We start from the raw sequence: 23451 nt of genomic DNA, 5'->3' as shown, positions 1-23451 counted from the left end.
CCTGAACGCTATGACTGACAGAACCCGGATCGAGGAACTGATCGCCGATCTCCGGGACAGCCCTCTCGCGACGCGCCGGGCGGCGACCGCCGAGCTCGGTGCGAGCGGAGAAGCGGCCGTAGAACCGCTCATTTTCGCGATGCAGGCCGAAAACAACGACGTCCGGTGGTATGCCGCCCGCGCGCTGGTGCAGATTGGGGAGCCGGCGATCGCCCCCCTCCTCGCGGCGATGCGTGCCGCGTGCGACTGCGACTTCCGGCGATACGCCACGGCGGCTCTCGCGGGGATCGGCGCCGCCGCCGTCGAACCTCTCGTTGCCGTCATCGAGAACGCCGATGCCGACCTCCAGCCGTTTGCCGCGATGGCCCTCTGCCGGATCGGGGAACCGGCGGTCGCACCGCTCCTCCGCCTGATGGAGAGCCCTGATGCGAAGACGCAGGAGCGCGCCGCTCTTCTCCTCTGGAAGATGGGGGAGACGGGCGCCGTCCCGCTCACCGAGGCGCTGGAAGGGAGAGGCCAATCCGCGAACAATAAATGATCGCGACGCCTTCAGATCGTTAAGGTCTGATGGCATCTCGTACGGCGGGGGGTCTCCTCCGGTTCCTGCAGGAGGGCGATCTCCGTGAACCCGGGAACGTTCTGGTAGCCGGTGCTTTCGGTACGGCAATCCTTGCCGCCTCTCTCGTGGAGCCGCCCGGCACCAACCTCATCCTCTGGGCGCTGCTCTTCGTCCCCGCCGCGGCGGTCGGCTACCTCTACCGCGAGAAGGGAATCGTTGCCGCCACCGTGCTCGGGCTCGTCTATCTCGGCGTCACGGCAGGGCGCGCCTACCCTCCGAGCCCGAGCATATTCCTTCCCTTCGTCGCCATGGTCGCCCTTGCGTCGCTCGCCTCGACGGTCGGCTACTCGACCCGGGAGCAGATCCACTACCGCGAGGCCATGGAACGGGCTCCCGGCGGCGCGTTTCTTCTCAGGCGGGAGGACGGGACGATAGCGGACGCAAACCACGACTTCGCGGAACTCCTCGGCTACGCGAGGAGAGATCTCGCGAACCTGCCGGTATCGAAGATCTGGCCTTACGGCGACGACCGCGAGCGGTTCTTCGCGCAGGCACAACCGGGCTCAGGCAACGCGGTCGTCGAGACGCAGTTCCTCGGCCGGGACGGCAGAACACGCTGGCTCGTCCTCTGGGGGCGGTGCCTCGAAGACGTCGTCATCACCTGCCGGGTTTCGGAGATCACCCGGTACAAGGAGGCGGAAGCGTCCCTGAACGCCGAACGCCGTCGTCTCTTCGCGATCCTGGATACCCTCCCCGCGTATGTCACCCTGCAGGGGGAGGATCACACCGTCCGGTTCGCCAACAGGGCGTTCCGGGAGACCTTCGGCGACCCGGAGGGCGGGCTCTGCTACGAGGTGCAGCGGGGCTCCCGGAGACCCTGCAAACCCTGCAAGGGGGCGATGGTCTTCACCCTCCGGAGCCCGCAGCAGTGGGAGTGGGACCACACGAACGGGAAGACCTACGAGGTTCACGCCTACCCGTTCACCGATACGGACGGGGCGCCCCTGATGCTGCAGCTCGGGATCGACATCACCCAGCGGGTGCAGGCGGAAGAGGCGCTCAAAGGGTTTGCCGGGAACCTCCAGGCAAAGAACCGGGAGCTGGAGACGCTCCGGAGCCAGCTCTCCGTCATCAACCAGGAACTCGACGCGACGGTCCGGGAACGGACCGCCGACGTGGAGAAACTCCTCGCCCAGAAGGATGAGTTCATATCGCAGCTCGGTCACGACCTCAAGACGCCCTTGACGCCGCTGGTCGCGCTCATGCCGAGGGTCATCGAGCGCGAGCAGAACCCGGATCTCCGGCGCCTCCTCGAGATCGCCGGCCACAACGTCACCTACATGAAGGATCTCGTCCAGAAGACCCTGCAGCTCGCCCGGATGAACTCCCTCTACGTCGAGCTCGATCTCGAGCCCCTCGACCTGAAGACGGAACTCGACAACACGCTCCGGAACTACGCCGTCCTCTTCAAGACGAAGGCCATCTCGCTTAAGAACAACATCCCCCCCGGAACCACCGTCAGGGCCGACCGGGTTCTCCTCGGGGAGATCTTCAACAACCTGATCGCCAACGCCGTCAAGTACATCGAGGGTGAGAAAGGGACGATCACCATCGACGCCGCCCGCGAGCAGGAGGTCGTGGTCGTCTCGGTCAGGGATACCGGGATCGGCATGACCCGCGAGCAGCTCGAGAAGGCGTTTGCCGAGTTCTACAAGGCCGACGCCTCCCGGCACGACCTCGACTCGCCGGGCCTCGGCCTCACGATCTGCCGGCGGATCGTGGAGCGGCACGGGGGGCGGATATGGGCCGAGAGCGCCGGGGAGGGGAAGGGGTCGATGATCATGTTCACCCTCGAGGCGGTAGACGCCGCGTGAGAAATCCGCAGGGTTATATACTGGTCCGGGTGAGAGATGTTATTTAACAGCCCGGTGGGTCCCGGGGAGGAAACAGATGGCGGAGGAATCGTGCCGGCGGATTATGGTCGTTGACGACGACGTCTTCATCCTCGAGGTGATGGAGGAACTCCTCGAACCGGAGGGGATCGGGGTCGTCGCCGCGGAGAGCGGCGATGAGTGTATTGCGGAGCTCGCGAACGGGTTTCGGGGCGTCATCCTGATGGACATCATGATGCCCAGAAAGGACGGGTGGGAGACGATCCAGGAGATGATCGACCGCGATCTCATAGAGGGGAACGTCGTCGCGATGCTCACCGCAAAGGACATCCCGGACGCGGAACTGGACTGCCTCAAGGAGCACGTCATCGACTACATCACGAAACCGTTCGAAGCGGACGAGATTGTGGCCCTCGTGAAGGGGTACCTCAATTACCTGCCGTGAGGGGGAGAGTACATGGAGCATTCCTCATCTCTTCCCCGCGATGGGCGGACGATCGTCGTCATCGGTTCGTCGACCGGAGGGGCGCGAACCCTGGAAGTCATCTTTTCCCAGTTCCCACTCGTCGATGCCGCCGTCATCCTCGTCCAGCACATGCCGTACTCGATGAACAACGCGCTTTGCCGGCATATCGAAGAGATCTCGTTCATGGAGACCGGGATCGCAGAGGACGGTGAAGCGATCGAGCACGGCAAGGTCTACGTTGCACCGAGCGACCTTCACCTGAAACTCGTCGAAAACCGGACGATCAGCCTCTTCGACGACGCGAAGGTGCAGTATGTCAGGCCCTCGATCGATGTCGCCATGATGTCGCTTACGCGGCGCGGCAGCGACCGGTTTGCCGGGGTGATCCTCTCGGGGATGGGAAGCGACGGCGCCGAAGGGATCCGCTACATCAAGTCCATCGGGGGGACCACCCTCGCGCAGGCCCTCCGGACATGCGCCATCCACTACATGCCCCGTGCCGCGTTCGCGACCGGGCGGGTGGACCAGATGCTCTCGCCGGAAGGGATCCGCGAGAATCTCATCCGGTTTGCCGGGATCCTCTGACGCTCAGCCTTTTTTGCAGCCTGCCGGAACCGGGCCGGCGAACCCGAACGACTGCTCTAAATGCGTGAAGGGCCCATACTTCATGTATGGAGGTCTCGCCTGCTATCGCCCGGTACTTCGACGAGATCGAATCAGGGCTCGAGGCCGCGATGCAACTCGCCGCCGCCGCACGCGCCCGGGGGCTCGATCCGAGAACGGAGATCGAGATCCCGGTGGCAAGCGACCTCGCCGACCGTGTTGAGGCGCTTCTCGGCTACAAAGGGATCGCGGCCCGGATACGGGAACTCGAGCAGGAGATGTCCCGTGAAGAGGCGGCGCTCCGCATCGGCGACGATTTTGTGGCCCGAAAGTTCGGCGAGACCACGCAGGAGGAGATCCTCGACCACGCCATCCGGGCAGCGATGGCGCTCCTGACTGAAGGAGTGGTGGCCGCCCCGACGGAGGGGATCGGGAAGGTCAGTCTCGGGAAGAACGACGACGGGACGGACTACCTGAAGATCTACTACGCGGGCCCCATCCGGAGCGCGGGCGGGACGGCGCAGGCGCTCTCGGTGCTGGTGGGCGACTATGTCCGCCAGGCGCTCGGGATCAACCGCTATATCCCCCGGACCGAGGAAGTGGAGCGCTACATCGAGGAGATCCGACAGTACAACAACATCATGAGTCTCCAGTACCTCCCGAGCGAGAAGGAGCTCCGGATGATCATCGAGAACTGCCCGGTCTGCATCGACGGCGAACCGACGGAGCAGCAGGAGGTGAGCGGCTACCGGAACCTGGAGCGGGTGGAGACGAACACCGTCCGGGGCGGGATGGCGCTGGTCGTCGCGGAAGGAATGGCGCTGAAAGCCCCGAAAGTCCTTAAAAACGTCCGCAAGATGAAGATGCAGGGCTGGGACTGGATCGAGGAGCTGATCAGCGGCGGCCCGAAGAGCGACGACGACGCAAGCGCCGCGATCAAGCCGAAAGACAAGTACATCCGCGACCTGATCGGCGGCCGGCCGGTCTTTTCCTACCCGATGCGGAAGGGCGGATTCCGGCTGCGCCTCGGCCGGTCAAGGAACACCGGGTTTGCGGCCGCGGGCCTGAATCCCGCGACGCTGCACATCCTCGGGGACTTCCTTGCGGTCGGGACGCAGATGAAGGTCGAGCGGCCGGGGAAGGCGGCGGGGATCGTGCCGGTGGACTCGATCCAGGGGCCGACGGTCAAGCTCCGGAGCGGGGAGGTGCGCCGGGTGGACGACGCGGCGGAGGCCCGGCGGCTCGCGGGGCAGGTGGACGAGATCCTGGACGTCGGCGAGATGCTGGTCAGTTTCGGGGAGTTCATGGAGAACAACCACCCGCTGATGCCGCCGGCCTACTGCGAGGAGTGGTGGATGCTCGAGGGCGGTACCCGCCACCCGGAGAACGAGCTCGAGGCGATCGAGTTCGCGCTCGACGGCGCACCGCTTCACCCCGACTACACCTATATGTGGGACGACGTCCCCCCGGCCGATATCGCCCGCCTTGCGGATGCGGTCGGCACCGCCGGGACGATCGAGGACGGGATGCTGATGATCCCGAACACCCCGGAGGCGAAGGCGATCCTCGAGGAACTCCTGGTGCCCCACCACCTCTCGGGGGATCGGCTGGCGATTCCCGAGCACCTGGTGTTCCTCGCCTGCCTCGGCCTGACGCTGCAGCTTGAAAAGCGGCCGGCGTGGCAGGACGCGCCGATGGAGAACTCGCTCGACCTCGTGATGCACCTCTCGGGCTTCCGGGTGCGCTCGCGGGCGGGAACCCGTATCGGCGGCCGAATGGGGCGGCCGGGGAAGTCGAAGCCGCGGGAGATGCGCCCGCCGCCCCATTCGCTCTTTCCGATAGGCGACGAGGGCGGCGCCCGCCGGTCGTTCCAGGCGGCCTGCGCCTCAAAGCCGCGGTCGAACACCGACGGTGGAATCATCGAGGCGGAGGTCGGGGAGCGGCAGTGCCCCGCCTGCGGCGCCTTCACCTACAAGAACCTCTGCGAGTGCGGGGCGCACACGAACCCGGTCTTCCGGTGCCCAAAGTGCAGCAAGGACGTCGGGCAGGAGGTCTGCCCCCGGTGCAACGTGCCGACGGTCTGCCTCCAGAAGGTCACGATCAACGTCAAGAGCGAGTACCTGGCGGCGATGGAGCGGCTCGGGGTGCGCGAGTCCTCGGTCGCGCTCTTAAAGGGCGTGAAGGGCCTGATCTCGCGCGAACGGCCGGTGGAACCGATCGAGAAGGGGATCCTCCGGGCGCTGCAGAACCTTTATGTCTTCAAGGACGGCACCGTCCGCTACGACATGATCGACCTTCCCCTGACCCATTTCCGGCCGGATGAGGTCGGTGTTCCGATCGAGCGGCTCCGGGAACTCGGCTACACCCACGACACCTACGGCCGGGAACTCGTCTCGGACGACCAGGTGCTGGAGCTTCGCCACCAGGACATCCTGGTCTCGGAGGACTGCGGCGAGTGGCTCGTCCGGGTGGCGAAGTTCGTCGACGACCTTCTGGTGCGGGTCTACGGGCTCGAACCCTTCTATAATGCGGAGAAACCCCTCGACCTCGTCGGTCAGCTCCTGATGGGGCTTGCCCCGCACACGAGCGCCGGGGTTCTCGTCCGACTGCTCGGGTTCTCGAAGGCGCCGGTCGGCTACGGCCACCCGTTCTTCCACGCGGCGAAACGGCGGAACTGTTTTGCAGGCGATACGGAGATCGCCGTCTCCGACGGGCGGCGGTGGACGACGATGCCGATCCGGCAGTTCGTGACGGAGAACTTCGATCTCTCGAAGCCGGGGATCGACCACGTGGGAACGTTCTATTCGGATCCCCGGCAGCCGTTCTACGTCCGGAGCATCGACCCGCAGGGGAAGACGAGCCTGAAGAAAGTGACGTCCGTCTCCGTCCACCGCGCCCCGGCGCACCTCGTCCGGTTCGTAACAGGGCGGGGGAAGGTCCTCACAGTGACGCCCGATCACGCGATGCTGGTCTGGGACACGGACTACCTCCGGAAGATCCGGGCGCTCGAGGTCGCGATCGGCGCCCGCGTCCCGGTGGAGGAGGGCGGGCTCGTCGTGGCGGACGAGATCGTCTCCCGCGAGACGGTGCAGGCGCTCGACGACCGGGTCTACTGCCTGACGGTCGCCGACAACCACACCCTGGTCGCGAACGGGATCTTCTGCGGGCAGTGCGACGGCGACGAGGACTGCGTGATGCTCCTCCTCGACGGGCTGATCAACTTCTCCCGCGCCTACCTCCCCGAGACCCGGGGCGGGACGATGGACGCTCCGCTCGTCCTGACGACCCGGATCGACCCGGCGGAGGTCGACAAGGAGAGTCACAACGTCGACGTCTGCGACCACTACCCGATCGAGGTCTACAACGGCTGTCTCGCCTACGCCCACCCGAAGGATCTCGACAAATACGTCGACCGGGTGGAGCGGCGGCTCGGCACCCCGGCGCAGGTCGAGGGGTTCTCCTTCACCCACCCGACCTCGAACATCTCGGCGGGGCCGCTCGAGTCGACCTACACGAAACTCGGGTCGATGCTCGACAAACTCGATGCGGAGCTCGACCTCGCGAAGAGGATCCGGGCGGTGGACGAAGACGACGTCGCGGAGAGGGTTTTGAACACCCATTTCATCCGCGACCTCCAGGGGAACCTGAACGCGTTCTCAAAGCAGAAGGTCCGGTGCACGAAGTGCAACGCGAAGTACCGGCGGATGCCACTTGCGGGGAAGTGCACCCGCTGCGGCAGCAACGTCATTCCGACCGTCCACGAGGGCTCGGTGAAGAAGTACCTGGAGATGTCGCGCAACATCTGCGCGACCTACGCGATAACGGAGTACACGAAGCAGCGGGTGGAGGTGCTCTTCATGCAGATCGAGTCGACCTTCGGCGAGCCCCCGGAGAAGCAGCTCGGGCTCGCGGATTTCATGTAGAGGGGCTGGAGGGCGCCGGAGGCCGTCCGGGGATCGGTCTTCGTCCGGCGGGGCCGGCCGCCAGCAAGCTCATTACTTTTGAGGTTCAAGAGGTACAGGCGCGAGTGTTACCGAGCGGCCAAAGGTGATCGACTCAAGATCGATTCTCGAAGGAGTTCGCAGGTTCGAATCCTGCCACTCGCATCCTAACTTTGGGTTATCGTTATCTCGAAAAAATGCCACTCTTGTAAGACTGTTTCACTTAATAGCAATGGCTTCGACTGTGCTGCACAGTTTTGACAAGTTACTAAGAACCCTTTAAATCATTAGCACGTTTTTCTGCTTCAATAAGTGGACTATACCAACTCCATAACTCGGTGAAGGAAACATCCTTTGGGATTGGATGAGGTTCAATAAATCTTGCAGCATATTTTTCATTACTAAATGCCTCAATTGTGCGGCGGGGATGATTTGCAATCCATGATTCATAAAAATCGTTATGCGTTTCATAATGATGGGTGTGGATAAATCGCGCCCAATTATTCCGTAAGGTTTCGTCATTTTTGATATCGATAATCTCAATTTGTTCAAATTCGCGAACTTTAGGTTTCCCCCATGCTTGAGATAAAATATCGATGGCCGCAGCATCAGAAGCGGGTGCTCCATACCCAAAGATAGTGACAACTAGAGCATGTTTCAATACGTCTTTAAGAAATTCCCATTGACTGGAAATTTCCGGATCGGAATTATAATCCTTCGTTTTAATGGGGTAGAGAAGTTGCGATGGCGTATAGGGTTGGCCACATTTTGCGCAACGACCATTTTTAGTTCCATGAATATTATCGCGCCTACAATATCCACTAAGTACATTTCCATGAAGAAATACGATTTTTGGAAGAGACTTAACCGTCTTGTGATTCCTACGATAGGCTTGAATTAGAAATGGATCCCAATTGAATGTTGCAATTACATCTTTGTCACGCAATGATAAGATCAAATGATCATAGAGCGTGGGGTTTTGTGGAAGCGATAATGTAGAGAAATAACCATAAATTATTGTTTGTAATTCATTGCAAACAGATTTCATTGATGGATCTGTTGAAAGATTACTGTAAATCTCTTCAAAATTGAGACCTTGATGACTAATCCCATTTGTTTCAAGAAGTGATTTTATTGGAACTAAGTCAACAAAATCCTCCATTAGGGGAATTTTTTTTCCTGCGGCCTCTCCATTTGGAAATGCTGCCCTGCTAGCACCTGCCCCCAATATTACCAAATGCGGACGTCCCGCCTCAACATGCTGAACTTCCTCATCAACACTCACGCAAATATCTTCTAAAGACATTGATTCACAGTATTTCCATTTGAAACCTCTTGATATATTAAGGATCTGAAAAAAATCTATTTTTTTAGCATATCAAGAGTTAACAGGGTCTGATGATAAGTTCTACCGCGCTTGAAAATTCTGTTATTTCGTTTTATTAACCTTAGCACGTTGCTTTAATTCTCCGAAGATTTTCTCTATTTCCTTCATTTTGCATTCAAGTTCATTTAATTCCTCTCTTCGTTTGTTCTGCTCATCTTGGAGAATAGATATCATAAAATCATGAAGAAGGAGTTCCTTTCGAAGATCCGCAAAATAATCTTTATCCATGCACTAAGGTAGATCATTGCCCTCCATAAACCCCTATAACATCCCATTTTCAGCACATCGTCAAGAGCTGCCTAACCGCCCTAGTCTTGATGTTGATCGTCCCACTCTTCTGTATCCGTGCTTTGATTCGTTGGAAGGTCTTTCGATCAACCCTACTTTTTCTGCATCACATTGCTGGATGGCGAGGATCTTTTGACATTCGGTATTCTTGTCCTTGAACATCTGCGCCTTCCGGATATCCTGCGCCTGATCATCGATGTTGTTCACCTCCTTCCCGATGTGAACGATATCAGCGACCACAAAGTGCGCCTCTCAAGCAGGTCGATTTTCCCCGCAAACTTGGATTCTGGATGGTTGGCGTATTCGAGAATGATCTGGCTAAGCGGCTTGAAGTAGTGCGACCCTCGCTTCACCTCCCTGGACTGATAATCGATGAACTCCCGATGAACGATGGTCCGCGGGTCTCTGGAGAACGGCGATATCGGCTTGATCGGCACACCGTTCTCGGTCTGGACTTTAAAAGATAGAAATTGAACGGCTTGATCCATCTTTTCCATTCTTTCCCTTCATTCAGAGTTTGAACCAATTGAGCACAGTTGGATTACTCACCGTGAAATGGAATACCACATACAGGCCGTTATAATTCTCCTCGGTGCCATTAATGAGTGCAATTTTATGAAGCATCCGAATTCACTTTCGCTGCGCAAAAGGAATGTATATATACAAATGTCGATTACTTCTCAGCAATGGCAAGCAATGATACTATTCAAATTAGGGGGATTGAAAAAGACAGTAATCCCGTTTTGTATCCAATAATTGAGAGAATGATGGAAAAGTATGGTTTCAAAAATATTCGTGTATCTATTCCAAAACGTGGATTTAACGCTTTTGCCATATCCCTATTCGGTAGCCGCATAATTATTACCCGAAAACTGCTCGAAACGCTTAATCAAGATGAATTAGATGCTGTAATCGCTCACGAATTCAGTCATTTGTATAACCGGGATAGCAGTACAATAATGACTGTTCTTATGGTGTTTTTTATCCCTATGATGTATTTTTGGATGCAGTTTTCCCTTAACCCAACGTCCCTTGTTTATGGTCTAATGACCATTGTAACATTGATAGCGTTCATCTTTGGGATGAGAGTAATTAATTGGATAAAGTTGAATCTCGAAATAATTGCGGACAGAGATGCTGTTATGCACATTGGAAACGCACAAGGATTGGAGAATGCACTTTTCAAGATGTATAATCACATTAGAACCGAAGACGGTCGCCCCAATCTAATTAAGGCCGTTTTATCTGGGATAGAATACATTGTCGTTTATTTCTTTGGTTTCACCCATCCGTTCCTCAAGGAACGTATAGAACATTTGGAATTTGCCCATAGGATTATCCAGAAAGCAGATAATAACCAGAATGCATGAGAAAGTGGTGTCTTTTATGCCGACTCAAAACATATATGCCCGAAAACTAACAGCAGGCATGTTGGCAGCGGGTGAAGCACGGTATTTTTCAAACAGACGAATGACCCATTGACTATATTATGACTGTCCCGTGAGGAGGCGTTAGAACCATGACGAAGCCGCTGAAACTTGGGCTGGAACTGACCGGAGAAGATGCGCTACGCTTTCACCGGTACATGGAAGGCCACGAAGAGCTGCCGCAACGCGGGCGTGAGATGATGCGGATAGCGGTTCGGCTGGCCGAGCAGGAGTAACTCCGATTACCATAGATATCTGAACGACATCAGGAGTTCACTCTTTCAAACCCCTGAATATGAAGATGTACTCCTTGCCCGACTTCCGCTTCGCCAGGTACCCCAATTCTTCGAGGCGGAAGAGATCGTTTCTCGCCGTTCCATATGCCACATGGTATGTCTCGACGATCTCCTTGATCGTGATCGGCTTATCCGGGTGTTTGATGAGGGATTTGACGATCTCTGCCTGGCGAAGGCTCAATCCTTCGTTCTTCTGGAGGATGGTTACTGTCTGTTTGCTCTCTTTCTGCTTCTTCTCGATGTACTTCTGGATATTGTCGACCGCGGTCTTTACTGCCGCGAGACTGTAGCGGATGAAATACGTGAGGTCGTTTTCGTCGCTCTCGGTGTAGAGGTATGCGAGTTTATATTGCCCCTCCGTATCTTTTATCGCTCTGGATACCGCCATGTATTCGAACAGCCAGTAGTCCTTCCGGAGCATGTACCAGTAAAAGATACTCCGTGCAGTCCGACCGTTCCCGTCATTGAACGGATGGATGTATCCCATCAAAAAGTGCAGGATGATGCCTTTGATCACCGGATGGATGAACTGCCCGTCGTCGTTGTTTGCAAAGGCGCAGAGTTCCCCGATGAGTCCTTCGATCGACGCGAAATCGGGAGGTGTGTGCAGGACATTGCCTCTGAAATCAAAAACCCTGATCTCGTTATTGTCCCTGAACCTACCTTCATCGTTCGGGTCTTCGAGCGTATCCCTGGTGATGGTCTTGTGGGTCTCCAGAATCAGCTCCGGGGTCAGTTCTTCGTCTTTTATCTGAGTGATCCTCTTCATCGCGATGTAGTTATTCAGGATCATCCTCTCGTCTTTCGTGGCAGGCTTCCTTTTTTCACGGAGCATCTTTTTCGCAATTGTCCTGGTGACTGCGGCTCCCTCGATCTGGCTCGATGCAATCGCCTCTTCCATCAGGGAGTTGATGATGAACTGATTCCGTTCGTGGGGCAGCGAATCGAGGCCGGATGAAATGCTTCCCGCTGCCGACTTGTCAAGAAAATGAAGTTTTTCGAGGAAATTGTCCAGAAGGTTATATTTCAGCTGAAGATCGTCGAACGAGACATATTTCATATCCCTCTCTCTGAAGGTCTTCATCAGTATCCAGACGTAGAGGGGGTCTACCGGAAGATCGCGCCGTTTGAGCTCTTCCCAGTGCAGGTACCATTTGTTGTAGTTGAAGACCGCGCCGATCACATCTCTGGTATCCGCATACTCCCAGGCCCTTTTTACATCTGCCGGAGAGTATTTGGGAGTGCGAGGGCGTTTCATGGTTAAATTTCATCTATTGCTTCGATCCTTATTATCATTATCTATCAGTTTGTTACATTTTGATAGATATTATAAACGAGGCGAGAGGTTGCCCCGGAGCATCCGGGATGATCTCATACAGTAATGCCCTCTTCCCGATCCGTGCTGGCGCTCCTCCTGAGGTCGGGGGCGATCTTTCGGGGAGCCGGCTCAAGGAGCCCGATTCCTCAACTAGGTGTGGTCAAACGGCCCGCAAGGAGGGCGATGGTCGAGAAGGAGTTAACCGAAGCGAGAAGAGATCTCGATTCGGCGACGGACTCCCTCCTCGAATCGGATTTCAAGTGGACCATTGTCAAGGCATACTCCTGTTCCACGCCTGCAAATCGCTTCTGTTTAGTGCCGGGTACGTCGAGAAGATCCATGAGTGCCGTATAGCCGCCATCGAAGAGTTGTTCGTTGACGGAGGTGTGCTGCCTCCAGCAATTGTCTCCGACCTCCAGAGAGCGAAGATCGCACGGGAGGCCCCCGCTCCCTGCCCGGAAAACCACCTCTCCGGGCTTGAAGAACCGCTCCCGGCCGGGAACGTCCCCGGCACACCGGGAGCGGGGATACCTTCGCCGGCCGTCTCGCCACCGGGAGGACGATGCAGTCGCCGGGGTAGGTTCAGGCCGCACCCGTGCTACGAAGAAAGGAGTTACTCCATCCCTCATCGGCTTTTCCGGTATAACTACGGGGTATATCGTCGACAAAACCCCATTAATAGTACCTCAGACCATGACAGATACGACGTTAATTAAAAAATATGCTCTCCTGACCGCCGGGCTGTTTTTCATGGGCCTTGGAATCAGCCTCATTACGAAATCATATCTCGGGACATCGCCGATCTCAAGCATCCCCTACGTCCTGTGCCTGATATTCCCTATCTCCTTCGGAACATTCGCATTCCTGCTGGGGGTCTTCTTCCTGCTCATCGAGATTCTGATACTGGGGAAGGACTTTCCGAAGATACAGGTTCTGCAGATCTTCGTGGGCGTGCTCCTGGGCGCCTCTATCGATTTCGGGATGCACCTGCTCTCCTTTGTGGATCCCGCCTTCTATGCCGCAAGAATCGTCACGCTATTAGCCGGCTGCGTCGTTTTAGCCCTGGGAGTATACCTTGAGATATCCTCAAAAACGTTCGTCTACCCCGGCGATGCGGTTGTGAAGGTGATTGCCGATAAAATCGGGAAAAGATTCGGCCCCACAAAGATTGTGTTTGATACGACGCTCTGCTGCACCGCGGGGCTAATCTCATATTTTTCCATCGGAACATTGGAAGGCCTCGGGGAAGGAACGATCATCTCCACCTTGCTGGTAGGCTACATAATAACCGCAATCAGCACCATCTTCGTCTATTTCAATGTTGGAAAGGATGCAAACCAGGGGAAGAATTAGACCGGCCCCAACTCCACGACATGCCATCTTTTTCACCAACTCGCCGCCAGCATCTCAAAATCGAAGATTCCGGATCTTCTCAAACATCCGGCCAATATACTGCCGCGCAGCCGGATCCGCCGGGGACCGGGCAACCACTCAAAAAAAGAAGATTATCCGATCCGCTGGTTGGTCTTCGGATCCATGTAGAGCGGGTCGCGCATTTCGGAGGCTTCTCCGGGCTCCGCGGTCGGGAACGGGAACTTCTCGTAGAGCGACGTGAAGATGTAATCCAGGAGTTTGTCGGCCGCTTTAATCGGGTCTATGACGACATACCAGTCGAGCTCCCGCTCCGAACCGGGGACATCCACCGTCACCTTCACATAGAGGGTCTCGGCGGCCGCCTTTCCAAACTCCTCCGTCACGTAGGACGCACCGAAGCCGAACAGCCCCTCGACGTACTTCTGGAGGATGGGGCCTACCGCTACGTCTTCCGTGAGGGTGTTCACGCCCGGAACCGCGAGTTTGCCCTCGGGCATCATATCCTCGAGCATTTTAGCCGCCGACGAGTTCAGGAGCTTGGAGAGGCCCGATTTCGGGTCGTTGACCTTGCCCTTGAGGAAATCGCCGAACTTGTTCGAGAAGAACTCGAGAGATATGTCGGAGAACGACGAGATGATTGCGTTGTACAGGCTGCGTTTCCCGTTCTCGTCGAGATCGAAGGTGTAGTGGCGCACCAGGTTGAAGACGCAGAGCCCCGCGATCACCTGGGCGAGTTTCTTCGGGTTCGCTTTGCCGATATCCTCGAAGCACGACTTGGTGTAGTTCTCGATCATCTCGGAGATGTGCACACCGACCTTGATCTCGTCCCAGTTCACCCCGTTGCCCATGAAGAGGTCGGCCGAGAGCTCGCCGATCAGTTCGACCGTAAGCTCCTTTGTGGGGGTGAGGATCGCCTCTCCCGCAGGCCCCGTGTAAATGGTCATAAGGTAGGAGAACGCCTGGTCGCCGAACCACTTCACGACGGAGAGGAAGGTTATCCAGTCGTCCATGGTCTCGGCGGTCTCCATGAAGTCCGCCGACTCCTGGGTGTAGTAGACGATCGAGTCGTAGACGATCTTCTTGCTCATCAGGCGGAGCTCGGCGGCAGTGAAGTTCTGCACGTTCTCCCGCAGGAACCGGGCGGTGTCGGGGTTGATGCCGAACTTCTGGATCCTCTTCTTTAAGAGGGCGAGTTCGGTTTCGCGGTCCTTGCGCACCCCGAGTTTGTCGCCGATGAGGCGGACGGGGAGATCGAGTTCGTAGGTCTCGTCGCCGTACTCGCAGGTGATCGGGAGCTTCAGGTAGTAGGGGTTCTGCTCGTCCTCGCCGATCTGCTGGGCGGGGGTGAACTTGTAGGCCTTGTTGGTGTTGTCCGGCTTCTTCTCGATGGTGTACTTGAACCTCGAGGCAAGGACCTCCGTCCTCTGGTCGGTTCCCTTGAGCTCGCCGAACTCGGGCGTGTACTCCGTCCCGTCCAGGAGTTTCACAACTTCCTTTCCGTTCTCGGTCACCCTGACGGCGAGGTTCACGACAAAGCCGGTCGCTGCAACATCGTCCTCTTCCGTGTCGAGATCGTCGTAGGCCGCAAACCGGGCGTGCCCCTCGTCGTCGTAGACGACGTCGGTGACGCTGATGCCCTCGGGGTAGAAGATCACCGTGAACGCCTCCTCGACGACCACGTCATCCTCGCAGGTGGCGATGACCCGGGCGCCGTATCTCGTCACCGGGGCTCCCTTCTCCGGGAGCGCGCTCGTGTTGACGATCTTTGCGACGTAGTGCGTCTCGTCGATCTTCTCTAACGAGCTCGTGAACGGCGCCTCGTCGAGTTGGGTGATCGTGACCTCCTTCGGCGGCTCGATGAAGTCGACGAGTTCGACCTCGACGTCGTAGGTCTTGCCGTCGCCGTAGAGGACGTTCAGCCGCAGGTCCATGGCCTTCCCCTGCTCGGGGAACGTGACTCTCGGCTCGCCGATGATCCGGAAGTGGATGTTGTTCGTGAACGACCCGCCCTTTCCAGAGTAGGCCACCCTGACGATGCCTTCCTCCGCGAGTTCGTTCTCGTCCGCAGATACGAACGCTCCCATGTAGCCGCCGGTGAACGTCGGATCCTCGACCCGGAGGCCGCCGCCGGAGGTTATCGAGAGCGTCGCGGTGAGGTCGTCCCGCTCAATCGTCTCGCCTTCCGCGGTGATCTCGATCATCTGGGCGTATATAGTCTCGGGACTCTTCCCGCAGACGATGTAATCCTCAAAGTCCTTGCGGATCCGCATCCGGTAGGTGCTGGTGCGCTCCGTCTCGCTGCCGCCTTTGCCGCCACCGGCCGCCGCTGCAGCGCCCGCAACCGCGGCTCCCGCGGCACCGATCCCGGTTATAACCGCAAGCGGTATGCCGTAATCGCTCTCACCGGCGCCCCCGCCCGGGGTATCGATGGAGAAGATGCCGCCGCCGTAGCCGCCGAAGACCTCATCGTAGTTCCCGACGATGAGCGTTCCCTTTGCATTCGCCGCATCGGCGATAATCGAGTCCACGACCTTGTTCGCATCCTCGTACGCCTTCCTCATCTCGGAGCGTGCCGTACCCACCTGGCTCTCCGAGGGATACGGATCATACGTCAAACTCCTGCCATTGTCATGCTCGAGACCGACATGACCGCGTATCCTGATGTAGGTAAGCCCTGAGCCCGCCGGGTAGAAGTCCTCACGGATCACGTAGTAGGTGAACGTGTTCTCCAGGTGGTTGTCCGCGACGTTGCCGCCGGCCGCCCAGTTGAGATCGTCCGTCAACTCGCGCACGCCGACGACGCGGTGTCCGTTTATGGTCGTATCCACGTACTCGATCTCAGCACTGGAACTCTTGACCGATTCTTCGAGAACGGTCTGTAAGTAGCCGGCATACTCGCCCACCGTCTTGTACTTCGTGGTGAGGCCGAACTCGGTGAATATGTAGCGACCGGCGGTGACTTTTCCCGTAATCTGCCTGATCTCGCCGCCGCCTGCGTCGCCCTGGTAGGTGTAACTGTAGACATCTGTCGGAATCTCGGTCAGGACAAGCCGTTCCGCCTCGGGATCTACCTTCCCGAGGTTGCCGATGATCAGCAGCGTGTTCTCGGTCGCAAGGAGTTCGTCCGTCCCTTTCTTGTAGACGCCGACCGGCATCTCGACGACGAACCCCTCGTCTTCCATGCTGTGGATGTACTTGCTCGCCAGTTTGTAGTCGTAACTGTTGGTATCGGTGAGCGAGTAGCTTGCAGCCGCGGTTCCGGAGAGGAGTGAGGCTGCAAGGAGGACAAGCAGCAGTCTCGCCATCGGCCTCATGCCGGGACACCCCCTGCCTGCTTCTGAACGGTGACCATGAGGACGACGCCGGCCACGAGGAGGCTGAACCCGGCGATGTAACAGGTGTACCCCCCGAAGACGGAGAGGACGACCCCGAGAGCAAACCCTCCTGCCCACCCCATCATCACCTTCGTGACCAGCCCGGAGTCGACCCTGCCCTCTTTTGCAAAGGCTGCGGCAACGACCTGCCGCACGCAGCCCGCCCGGTTCGCCAGAGCACGGGCCGCGATGAGGAACGCCACGATCCCCACCATGCAGTTCATGATCGACGATGTTCCCGCAAGGAAATTGTAGACGAAGAGGGCCGCGCCGCCGCCGATGAGAAGAGGGGCGATCGATGTGATATCCCACCGTTTCCCGGAGAACTGTGCGGCAAAAGACCGGATGCTTGCGACGATGCTCTCGCCGGAGATCCCGCCGACGATGAGTAGCGTCACGAAGTAGGCGATCAGGCCCTTCCCGATGAGGCCGCCGATGAACCCGGGCACCCCGCCGGAGAGCCCGCCCCGCGCGAAGGTCAGGAAGGAGAGGGACTGGACCGCCGCCGGGTTGAATCCCAGGGCCGGGAGGATGGTCAGGGCAAACCAGACCAGGGCCATGACTCCCGCGGTGATCAGGAGTTTCTTATTCGTTAGACCGCTCTTGAAGCCGTCGATCCTCTTCTGCACGCATCCTTTCACGACCCCGCCTGCAGAATGGTTGACCGCAATCTCCGCCGCTGCATCGTCTGCCGTGTCGGAGACGGAGAGTTCACCGGAGAGGACGTGCTCGCCCGCCTCCGCAGCTGCGTGAGCGTCGCCGTCCCGTGCATAGTTGCCGTCGTCTATACGGGGAGATGCTCTGGACTCCTCGCGCATCTCCGTGACACCCGCTGAGACCCTGGCCGCTGCAGAGTCGATCATCACGGTTGCCTTATCAGCAGCGCCGGATGCAATCTCCCCGGCCCTGCCAAAAATATCGTTCACCTTGTCGCCGTCTGCCATTATTAACCGACACTCCTGGAAACTCGCCTGTTCCGGGATTATCCAATTAGTATCCTTCAGATTCCATGGTGCGGTAGAATCCGGGATATTTCTGAAAGGTAAATATCATGTCATCGCCGTGACCCTATTTAATATATCCTAAATGTTTCGGTCGGGCGCGAGGATGGAGACCTTGCCCGGGTCGGAACCCGGGCGCGCCTCCCCGTTCTGCCGCGGGATATGTTTCAGAAGATTAATCCGGCCGCCGGGCTTTTTTACTCTTTGTGAGGGGCCGTATGGCCGGAAAGGGTGGAAACAATCTTACTGTTGCAGCCCGGCTGATAGCGATAGCAGTCGGGATGTTCCTTCTCTTTGGTATAGCAATGGAGTTCCTGGAAACATCGCTCGCACTTTTCTCGGTTCTCCTGCTGTACCTGGTCTACTGCGGATACATCCTGCCGGAGATTGATCGCCGGCGAGCGCCCGGACTCCTCTGAATCATGATCGGGCGGTTCGGGAGATGAAAAAAGGTGTATGATAACGCCCGTCACCAGATGACGGGCCTCACCTCGGCGTCCCGGTAGAGGACGTCGCCGGGCTGGATCTCCGGGAAAGCGTCGTAGAACTCCGGGATGTTGAAGAGGGCGCCGTTCACCCGGAACTTCTCCGGGGAATGGGGGTCGGTCAGCACCAGGTTCCGGAGCGAATCCTCCCGGTCGTTCGCCCTCCAGATGATTGGGGCCGCGAGGAAGAACCGCCGGTCCGCTGCCGGATCGGCCGACCCGTTCTCCGCCTTCTTCCAGGCGTGGTAGGCTATGGTCAGGCCGCCGAAGTCGGCGATGTTCTCCCCGAGGGTGAGGTTCCCGTTGACGTAAAGGCCGGGAAGCGCCTCGAAAGCGTTGTACTCGGCGACGAGCAGGGCCGTCCGGTCGTTGAAGTTCGCGGCGTCCTCCTCCGTCCACCAGTCCTTCAGGTTCCCGTCTTTATCGTACTGCCTTCCCTGGTCGTCGAAGCCGTGCGTCATCTCGTGCCCGATCACCCAGCCGAGCGCCGCGTAGTTGAAGGCGGGATCCGCATCGGGGTCGAATAGCGGCGGCTGGAGGACGGCCGCGGGGAAGACCATCTCGTTTCCGGTCGGGTCGTAGAAGGCGTTCACCGTCTGCGGGGGGACGAACCAGATGCTCCGGTCGACCGGGCCGCCGACCTTCTCAAGCCCTTCGGGACCGTGGATGAAGGAGTGGGCCTTTGCGGCACGGACGTTTGCCACGTACGAGTCCGAGAGGTTCAGCCCGGAGTAGTCCGTCCATTGGTCGGGATACGCGATCTTCTCCCCCATGGCAGCAAGTTTCTCGTGGGCCGCGGCCTTCGTGGGCTCGCTCATCCAGGCGAGGTCCGCTATCCGTTCGTCGAAGGTCTCGCGGATGGCAGCGACCATCCCCGATACCATATCCCGGGTCCGGGGGTCGACGTACCGGTCGACGTACGCCCGGCCCACCAGGTCGCCGAGGAGTTCGCTCTCCGTATTGACGACACGCTGCCACCGGGGCTTCATCTCCGGGACACCGTAGAGCGTCGTCTTGTAGAAGGCGAAGTGCTCCTCCTCGAACGACGCCCCAAGGTAGGGAGACGCCTGGTCGATCAGCCGGTAGCGCAGGTAGACCTTCCAGTCTTTGAGCGGAGCGGTCGCGAGCAGGGAGTCGAGTCCCTCCACGTAGCCCGGCTGGTAGACGTGTACCTCGCCGACCGGCCCGGAGCCCGGGATGGCGGCAAGGGTCCCCCACCCGATCGCCGGGAACTCTTCTTCCAGTTCGGCAAGCGTGTAAATGTTCGTGGTCTTCTGCGGGTCGCGGTTCTCCTCCGCACCGAGATGGGCCGCCGCAAGGGCCTTTTCCATCGCATAGACGGTCTCTGCGTCGGTGGCGGCCCGCCCGGCGGTCTCTCCTGCCAGCATCAGCACCCGGGCTATGTGCTCCCGGTAGGCATCCTGGAGTTCCACGCTCCCGATGTCGTTTCGGAGGTAGTAGTCCCGGTCCGGCAGCCCGAGCCCGCCCTGGTAAAGGGCCGGGACAACCTCGGTGCTGTCCTCGGGGTTAACCCCGGCCCAGTAGTAGTACGCCGGGGAAAAGCCCTGCTCCAGAAGAACGATCGTGGTCGCGGTCAGATCGGCACGGGAATCGATCCCATCGATCGCTAGAAGGAGATCGGAGATCCCGGAGAGCCCTTCCCGATCGATCGTCCCGTTATCCACCCCCGACAGGTAGAACCGACCGATGAGGGTGATGTTCCGGTCCGCATCCCCGGCCGGGACGGCCGAAGCGTTCAGGAAGAGGGCATGGAGGTCATTATCCACCCGGTCCCGCATCTCGGTGAACGTCGCGTAATACTGCTTATCGGCCGGGATAGGGTGCCCCGCCATCCATGCATCGTTCACGTATGCATAGAAGTCGTCGCCCGGATGGACGGATTCATTGAGGGCGAACTCACTCTCGGGTGACTGCGATACGGGATCGGGGGTCGCCGTCCCGGCCGGGGCGGAGCACCCCGCGCAGGCGAGAACGGCGATAAGGAGAACGGTCAGAAGGACGTGTTTCACATGGAGGGTGTTCTTTTTGCGGGAATAAGGGTTGTGATCCGCCGCAACGTCCGTCGTTCAGGACTCGGGGCAATCAAGCCGCAGCCCCGCCGCGCTTCCTCCCGGCCGTTTCCTGGAGTATTCCCTCGGCCCCCTTCGAGAGCGATGGCGGTCTCGACCGGGCATTCTGCGGCTGAGAGGGATCTATTCTCTCAATTAACCCATATAAAGCGATAAAAAAGTGGCTATCCCGTGAAGATCACTTGATCTTCTTCTGGAGTTTCTTGAGTTTCTTCTTGGCGGCTTCGCTGCCCCCGGCCGCCTGCTGCGCGAGTTCTTCTGCCTTGGCCTTCTTTGCCCGGTTCAGTTTCTCCATCTGTTTCTTGCTCGTCGGCATACAGGTACCCAGTTTCTTCTTTGACTGGTTCTATTCATCGTTTTCCTTCATATACATATCCTCGCATCGTTCGAGCAGGTTTCCCCTTTCTATCCATCTCACGCGGTGGTTCCAGGAATAAGGGCCGGATGCACGCGAGCGAGCGAAACGTTGGGCTCTCTCCCGGATCCTGCCGGAAGGCAATACAGAAACGGGCGGATATGGTTCGCTCAAACAGCGGAGCCGGTTATGGCGGGACGGCATCGCGGACGCTGATGAGGACCGGTCGGCTCCCGAATTACCGGACGGAGAACTGCCGGGAACCCCGTAGGCACCCACGGACTTCGTGCCCGGACAACCCGACTACGCTGTCGCCCTGTCGGTCGGGGTTCTTCCGCGGCCGCCATCCACCGTCCCGGCGAAATGCATGATGGCACCGACGTCAGGCGTCACCATACAGACGGGGAAATAGTCGAAGAGCGACGCGTAGTCGATCTTGAGCGCCCGGTACCGGGCGAGATCGAGGGTTATCCTCTCGAGGTCTTCCGCCATCCGGGGAGTCACCCCATCGCCGAGCGACGCCGGGACGAGGTCTTCGACGGCCGGAAGCACCTCCTCGCGGATCGTCTCGATCCTGGATGACAGGAGGGATTCGACGAGTGTGCGGCTGTAACCACCCTGCAGGTGCCGCACGACGATCATCTGCGTCAGAAAGATGAGGGCGAACATGCCGGCCCCGAGCTCGATATCGGCCTCGGCCGAGATGAAACTGTTGTAGGTCACCCCGGGGAGGACGATCGCCGCGATGGAGATGAGGCCGGCAACGGTCGTCACGACGGCGGCGGTGAGCGCATACTTCAACCCCTGGGTCCAGGCCTCGTTATACCGTGCTTTGATGCGGGACTGCATACCGAGTATCCCTGCAAAAAAGCCCCGCGAGTACGGCTGCACATACACGATCGCGACGTAGAAGACGATGATTGCGGCGGACTGGATGACGACGATCACGGCGGAGTACGTCTCGAACTCGCCGTTCACGAGCCAGCCTGCAAGTGCGAACACCGAGGAGAGGGCGAAGAGCACGAGAAAGCCCGGGGCGAGCGGCTGGCAGTTGATGAAGAAGAGGTTCCACCCGAGTTCATAGAGGGATCTCCTCTGCTGCGTGAGCCGTTTGACTGCCTCTATCGCCTCGGCAGGAACGGCGGCGCCCTTTTCGAGACTCTCCCACGAGATGATCTCCTCGAAGCCCGTTCTCTCACGATTCCTGAGATCGTTGAAATACCGGACGTAGGACTTCAGATCCCCCGTATCGGTCGGGAGGAGAAGGAGGAAGGGGTTTATCATCAGGAATATGAAGGACGCCATGATCCAGTAGAGGTAATACTCCCCGGTGTATGTGAACAGGAGCCCCAGGTTGATCAGGATCGCCGCTCCGAGGATGGGCGACGTGTACTCAAGACTCCACTTCATCCCGGTGAGGGTTGCGAGGTCGTTCTCTGCCGCATTGAGGATCTTCTCCGCCTCGATCCGGGTGGACGCAAGTCTCTGCGAGAACTCGCCCGGTGAGATCGCCGGGACTCCTGCCCCGCTACCCTTCCCGGACCGGCTCCCGTACGGCAGTTTCATCGATCATAATTTCTCCGGGGTTATTCATAAAAATGCGGGTGTGACGGGGAGATTCCGGATCGAAGGCGAGGATGTCCCCGATCATCCGGCCCGCATCAAAAAGGGGAGAAATGTGTCCGCGCATGGCCCGGCGGCGGCACGCGCGGGAAGACCCTCTGCGCAAGCGGAGGGGTCGTTCACGCTGTGATATCCCGATGCAGGATCAGGGAGCCCGCCATCGTTGCCGTATCATCGCCCGGGTTCGTCCAGGCGATGAAGAGGGTGTTCTGATCGGCCAGGGATCCCGTCGCCCATTCTCCCGGCCGGTCGATGAACGAGATGGTCTCTCCGTCCGGGTTAAATATGCCTACAAACGTCTGGTTCTCCACCGTTCCGTCCGGCAGGGAGAATATCTTGAACCCGCTGATGACCCGGTCGTCCTGCGCGGTGACCACCCATCTGTTCTCTCCGGCGGGCATCTTGTCGATCGTGTCGTTCAGGAAGTACACGGTGCCGTCGTCCGCTCTCCAGACGCCGACCATCGCAGGGTAATCGGCCCGGATCGTCGGGTTTGCTGCCGCGGGCAGATCGGCGGACCCCGTGTAGATCCCGGAGCCAAGCCACCAGTCCTCGTCCACCTGCACCCCGTACGCCAGTTTCGACTCAAGCGTCCGGCCACGCGTGGGGTTGATGTAGGCAATCCGACCGAAACCGTCCCCGTTCCTGACAGCATCGTTCATCTCCCGGAGGAACGTCCCAACACCCCCCTCGGTCTCATTCAGGCGGTTGACACCGACCTTTTCCGGGTTGACCGGGTGGGCGAGGGTGGTGCCGTTGAAGTCATACGCGTAGATATAGAGTTCACCCCGGACAAACGCTCCGTTCGGGTCGTTAAACTCGGCAAGGGCGGTCTTCTTGCCGTTTTCTTGCACATAGGCAACCGCACTCTCGACGAAGGCGACGAGCGTCTCATTCGAGGTATACTGTGCCTGCGGTACGGTAGTGCTCTCCGGTGTCGGGACAGCGGTACTGGAATCGCTCTGCATGCAA

At 58.7% G+C, this 23451-nt stretch carries 20 protein-coding genes and 1 tRNA gene; 10 read left to right on the top strand and 11 right to left on the bottom strand.

What is annotated here, in order from left to right:
* The first annotated feature begins 10 nt into the window (after positions 1–10).
* From MchiMG62_RS12435 to MchiMG62_RS12410, 6 genes are all read left to right on the top strand, one after another.
* On the top strand, positions 11–538 hold the full coding sequence (locus MchiMG62_RS12435; RefSeq protein WP_221057230.1) for a HEAT repeat domain-containing protein: 528 nt from the start codon (positions 11–13) through the stop codon (positions 536–538).
* Positions 539–567: 29 nt separating this feature from the next.
* Positions 568–2433 (top strand): sensor histidine kinase, encoded by a 1866-nt coding sequence (locus MchiMG62_RS12430; protein WP_221057229.1) that lies wholly within the window; start codon positions 568–570, stop codon positions 2431–2433.
* Positions 2434–2509: 76 nt separating this feature from the next.
* Positions 2510–2896: a response regulator gene (locus MchiMG62_RS12425; protein ID WP_221057228.1), complete on the top strand. Its 387-nt coding sequence runs from the start codon at positions 2510–2512 to the stop codon at positions 2894–2896.
* 12 nt (positions 2897–2908) lie between these two features.
* On the top strand, positions 2909–3502 hold the full coding sequence (locus tag MchiMG62_RS12420; protein ID WP_221057227.1) for a CheB methylesterase domain-containing protein: 594 nt from the start codon (positions 2909–2911) through the stop codon (positions 3500–3502).
* Between the two features lie 86 nt (positions 3503–3588).
* Entirely contained in the window at positions 3589–7443 is a 3855-nt protein-coding gene (locus MchiMG62_RS12415; RefSeq protein WP_221057226.1) for a DNA-directed DNA polymerase II large subunit, read from the top strand.
* 100 nt (positions 7444–7543) lie between these two features.
* Positions 7544–7626: transfer RNA gene (locus MchiMG62_RS12410), tRNA-Leu, on the top strand.
* 103 nt (positions 7627–7729) lie between these two features.
* On the opposite strand, the gene MchiMG62_RS12405 is transcribed toward MchiMG62_RS12410, so the two are convergent.
* From MchiMG62_RS12405 to MchiMG62_RS12395, 3 genes are all read right to left on the bottom strand, one after another.
* Positions 7730–8746, bottom strand: coding sequence for a hypothetical protein (locus MchiMG62_RS12405; protein WP_221057225.1), 1017 nt, complete (start codon positions 8744–8746; stop codon positions 7730–7732).
* A gap of 144 nt (positions 8747–8890) precedes the next feature.
* Entirely contained in the window at positions 8891–9076 is a 186-nt protein-coding gene (locus MchiMG62_RS12400) for a hypothetical protein (protein ID WP_054847468.1), read from the bottom strand.
* 263 nt (positions 9077–9339) lie between these two features.
* Positions 9340–9633, bottom strand: a complete 294-nt coding sequence (locus MchiMG62_RS12395; protein WP_221057224.1) for a hypothetical protein — start codon at positions 9631–9633, stop codon at positions 9340–9342.
* A gap of 189 nt (positions 9634–9822) precedes the next feature.
* On the opposite strand from MchiMG62_RS12395, the gene MchiMG62_RS12390 reads away from it, so the two are divergent.
* Both MchiMG62_RS12390 and MchiMG62_RS12385 read left to right on the top strand, forming a co-directional pair.
* Positions 9823–10506 carry a M48 family metallopeptidase gene (locus MchiMG62_RS12390; protein WP_221057223.1) on the top strand — a complete coding sequence of 228 codons (684 nt, stop codon included), beginning with the start codon at positions 9823–9825 and terminating at the stop codon, positions 10504–10506.
* 149 nt (positions 10507–10655) lie between these two features.
* Positions 10656–10799 carry a hypothetical protein gene (locus MchiMG62_RS12385; protein WP_221057222.1) on the top strand — a complete coding sequence of 48 codons (144 nt, stop codon included), beginning with the start codon at positions 10656–10658 and terminating at the stop codon, positions 10797–10799.
* A 37-nt stretch (positions 10800–10836) separates the two neighbouring features.
* Here the strand turns inward: MchiMG62_RS12385 and MchiMG62_RS12380 are convergent, their stop codons facing one another.
* Together MchiMG62_RS12380 and MchiMG62_RS12375 are read right to left on the bottom strand one after the other, a co-directional pair.
* Entirely contained in the window at positions 10837–12042 is a 1206-nt protein-coding gene (locus tag MchiMG62_RS12380; protein WP_244987720.1) for a Fic family protein, read from the bottom strand.
* Positions 12043–12323: 281 nt separating this feature from the next.
* A complete protein-coding gene (locus MchiMG62_RS12375) occupies positions 12324–12518 on the bottom strand; it encodes a hypothetical protein (protein WP_221057220.1) in 195 nt (64 codons plus the stop codon).
* Between the two features lie 352 nt (positions 12519–12870).
* Between MchiMG62_RS12375 and MchiMG62_RS12370 the strand changes: the two genes are divergently transcribed.
* Entirely contained in the window at positions 12871–13530 is a 660-nt protein-coding gene (locus MchiMG62_RS12370) for a YczE/YyaS/YitT family protein (RefSeq protein WP_221057219.1), read from the top strand.
* 152 nt (positions 13531–13682) lie between these two features.
* On the opposite strand, the gene MchiMG62_RS12365 is transcribed toward MchiMG62_RS12370, so the two are convergent.
* A complete protein-coding gene (locus MchiMG62_RS12365) occupies positions 13683–16856 on the bottom strand; it encodes a hypothetical protein (RefSeq protein ID WP_244987719.1) in 3174 nt (1057 codons plus the stop codon).
* Positions 16857–16861: 5 nt separating this feature from the next.
* A complete protein-coding gene (locus MchiMG62_RS12360; RefSeq protein ID WP_221057217.1) occupies positions 16862–17869 on the bottom strand; it encodes a hypothetical protein in 1008 nt (335 codons plus the stop codon).
* Positions 17870–18144: 275 nt separating this feature from the next.
* Here MchiMG62_RS12360 and MchiMG62_RS12355 point away from each other — a divergent pair, with 275 nt between their 5' ends.
* On the top strand, positions 18145–18345 hold the full coding sequence (locus MchiMG62_RS12355; protein WP_054847479.1) for a hypothetical protein: 201 nt from the start codon (positions 18145–18147) through the stop codon (positions 18343–18345).
* Between the two features lie 50 nt (positions 18346–18395).
* Here MchiMG62_RS12355 and MchiMG62_RS12350 read toward each other — a convergent pair whose 3' ends face one another.
* From MchiMG62_RS12350 to MchiMG62_RS12335, 4 genes are all read right to left on the bottom strand, one after another.
* Entirely contained in the window at positions 18396–20441 is a 2046-nt protein-coding gene (locus MchiMG62_RS12350; RefSeq protein WP_221057216.1) for a M13 family metallopeptidase, read from the bottom strand.
* Positions 20442–20679: 238 nt separating this feature from the next.
* Positions 20680–20817: a hypothetical protein gene (locus MchiMG62_RS12345; protein WP_221057215.1), complete on the bottom strand. Its 138-nt coding sequence runs from the start codon at positions 20815–20817 to the stop codon at positions 20680–20682.
* A gap of 342 nt (positions 20818–21159) precedes the next feature.
* Positions 21160–22422: a hypothetical protein gene (locus tag MchiMG62_RS12340; RefSeq protein WP_221057214.1), complete on the bottom strand. Its 1263-nt coding sequence runs from the start codon at positions 22420–22422 to the stop codon at positions 21160–21162.
* 176 nt (positions 22423–22598) lie between these two features.
* Positions 22599–23447: a cache domain-containing protein gene (locus MchiMG62_RS12335; RefSeq protein WP_244987718.1), complete on the bottom strand. Its 849-nt coding sequence runs from the start codon at positions 23445–23447 to the stop codon at positions 22599–22601.
* Positions 23448–23451: the final 4 nt, after the last annotated feature.

The organism is Methanoculleus chikugoensis (assembly GCF_019669965.1).
In the GTDB taxonomy this organism is placed as follows: Archaea; Halobacteriota; Methanomicrobia; order Methanomicrobiales; family Methanoculleaceae; genus Methanoculleus; species Methanoculleus chikugoensis.
The sequence above is the reverse complement of the archived record's forward strand: the minus strand, read 5'-3'. Positions and strand labels throughout refer to the sequence as shown.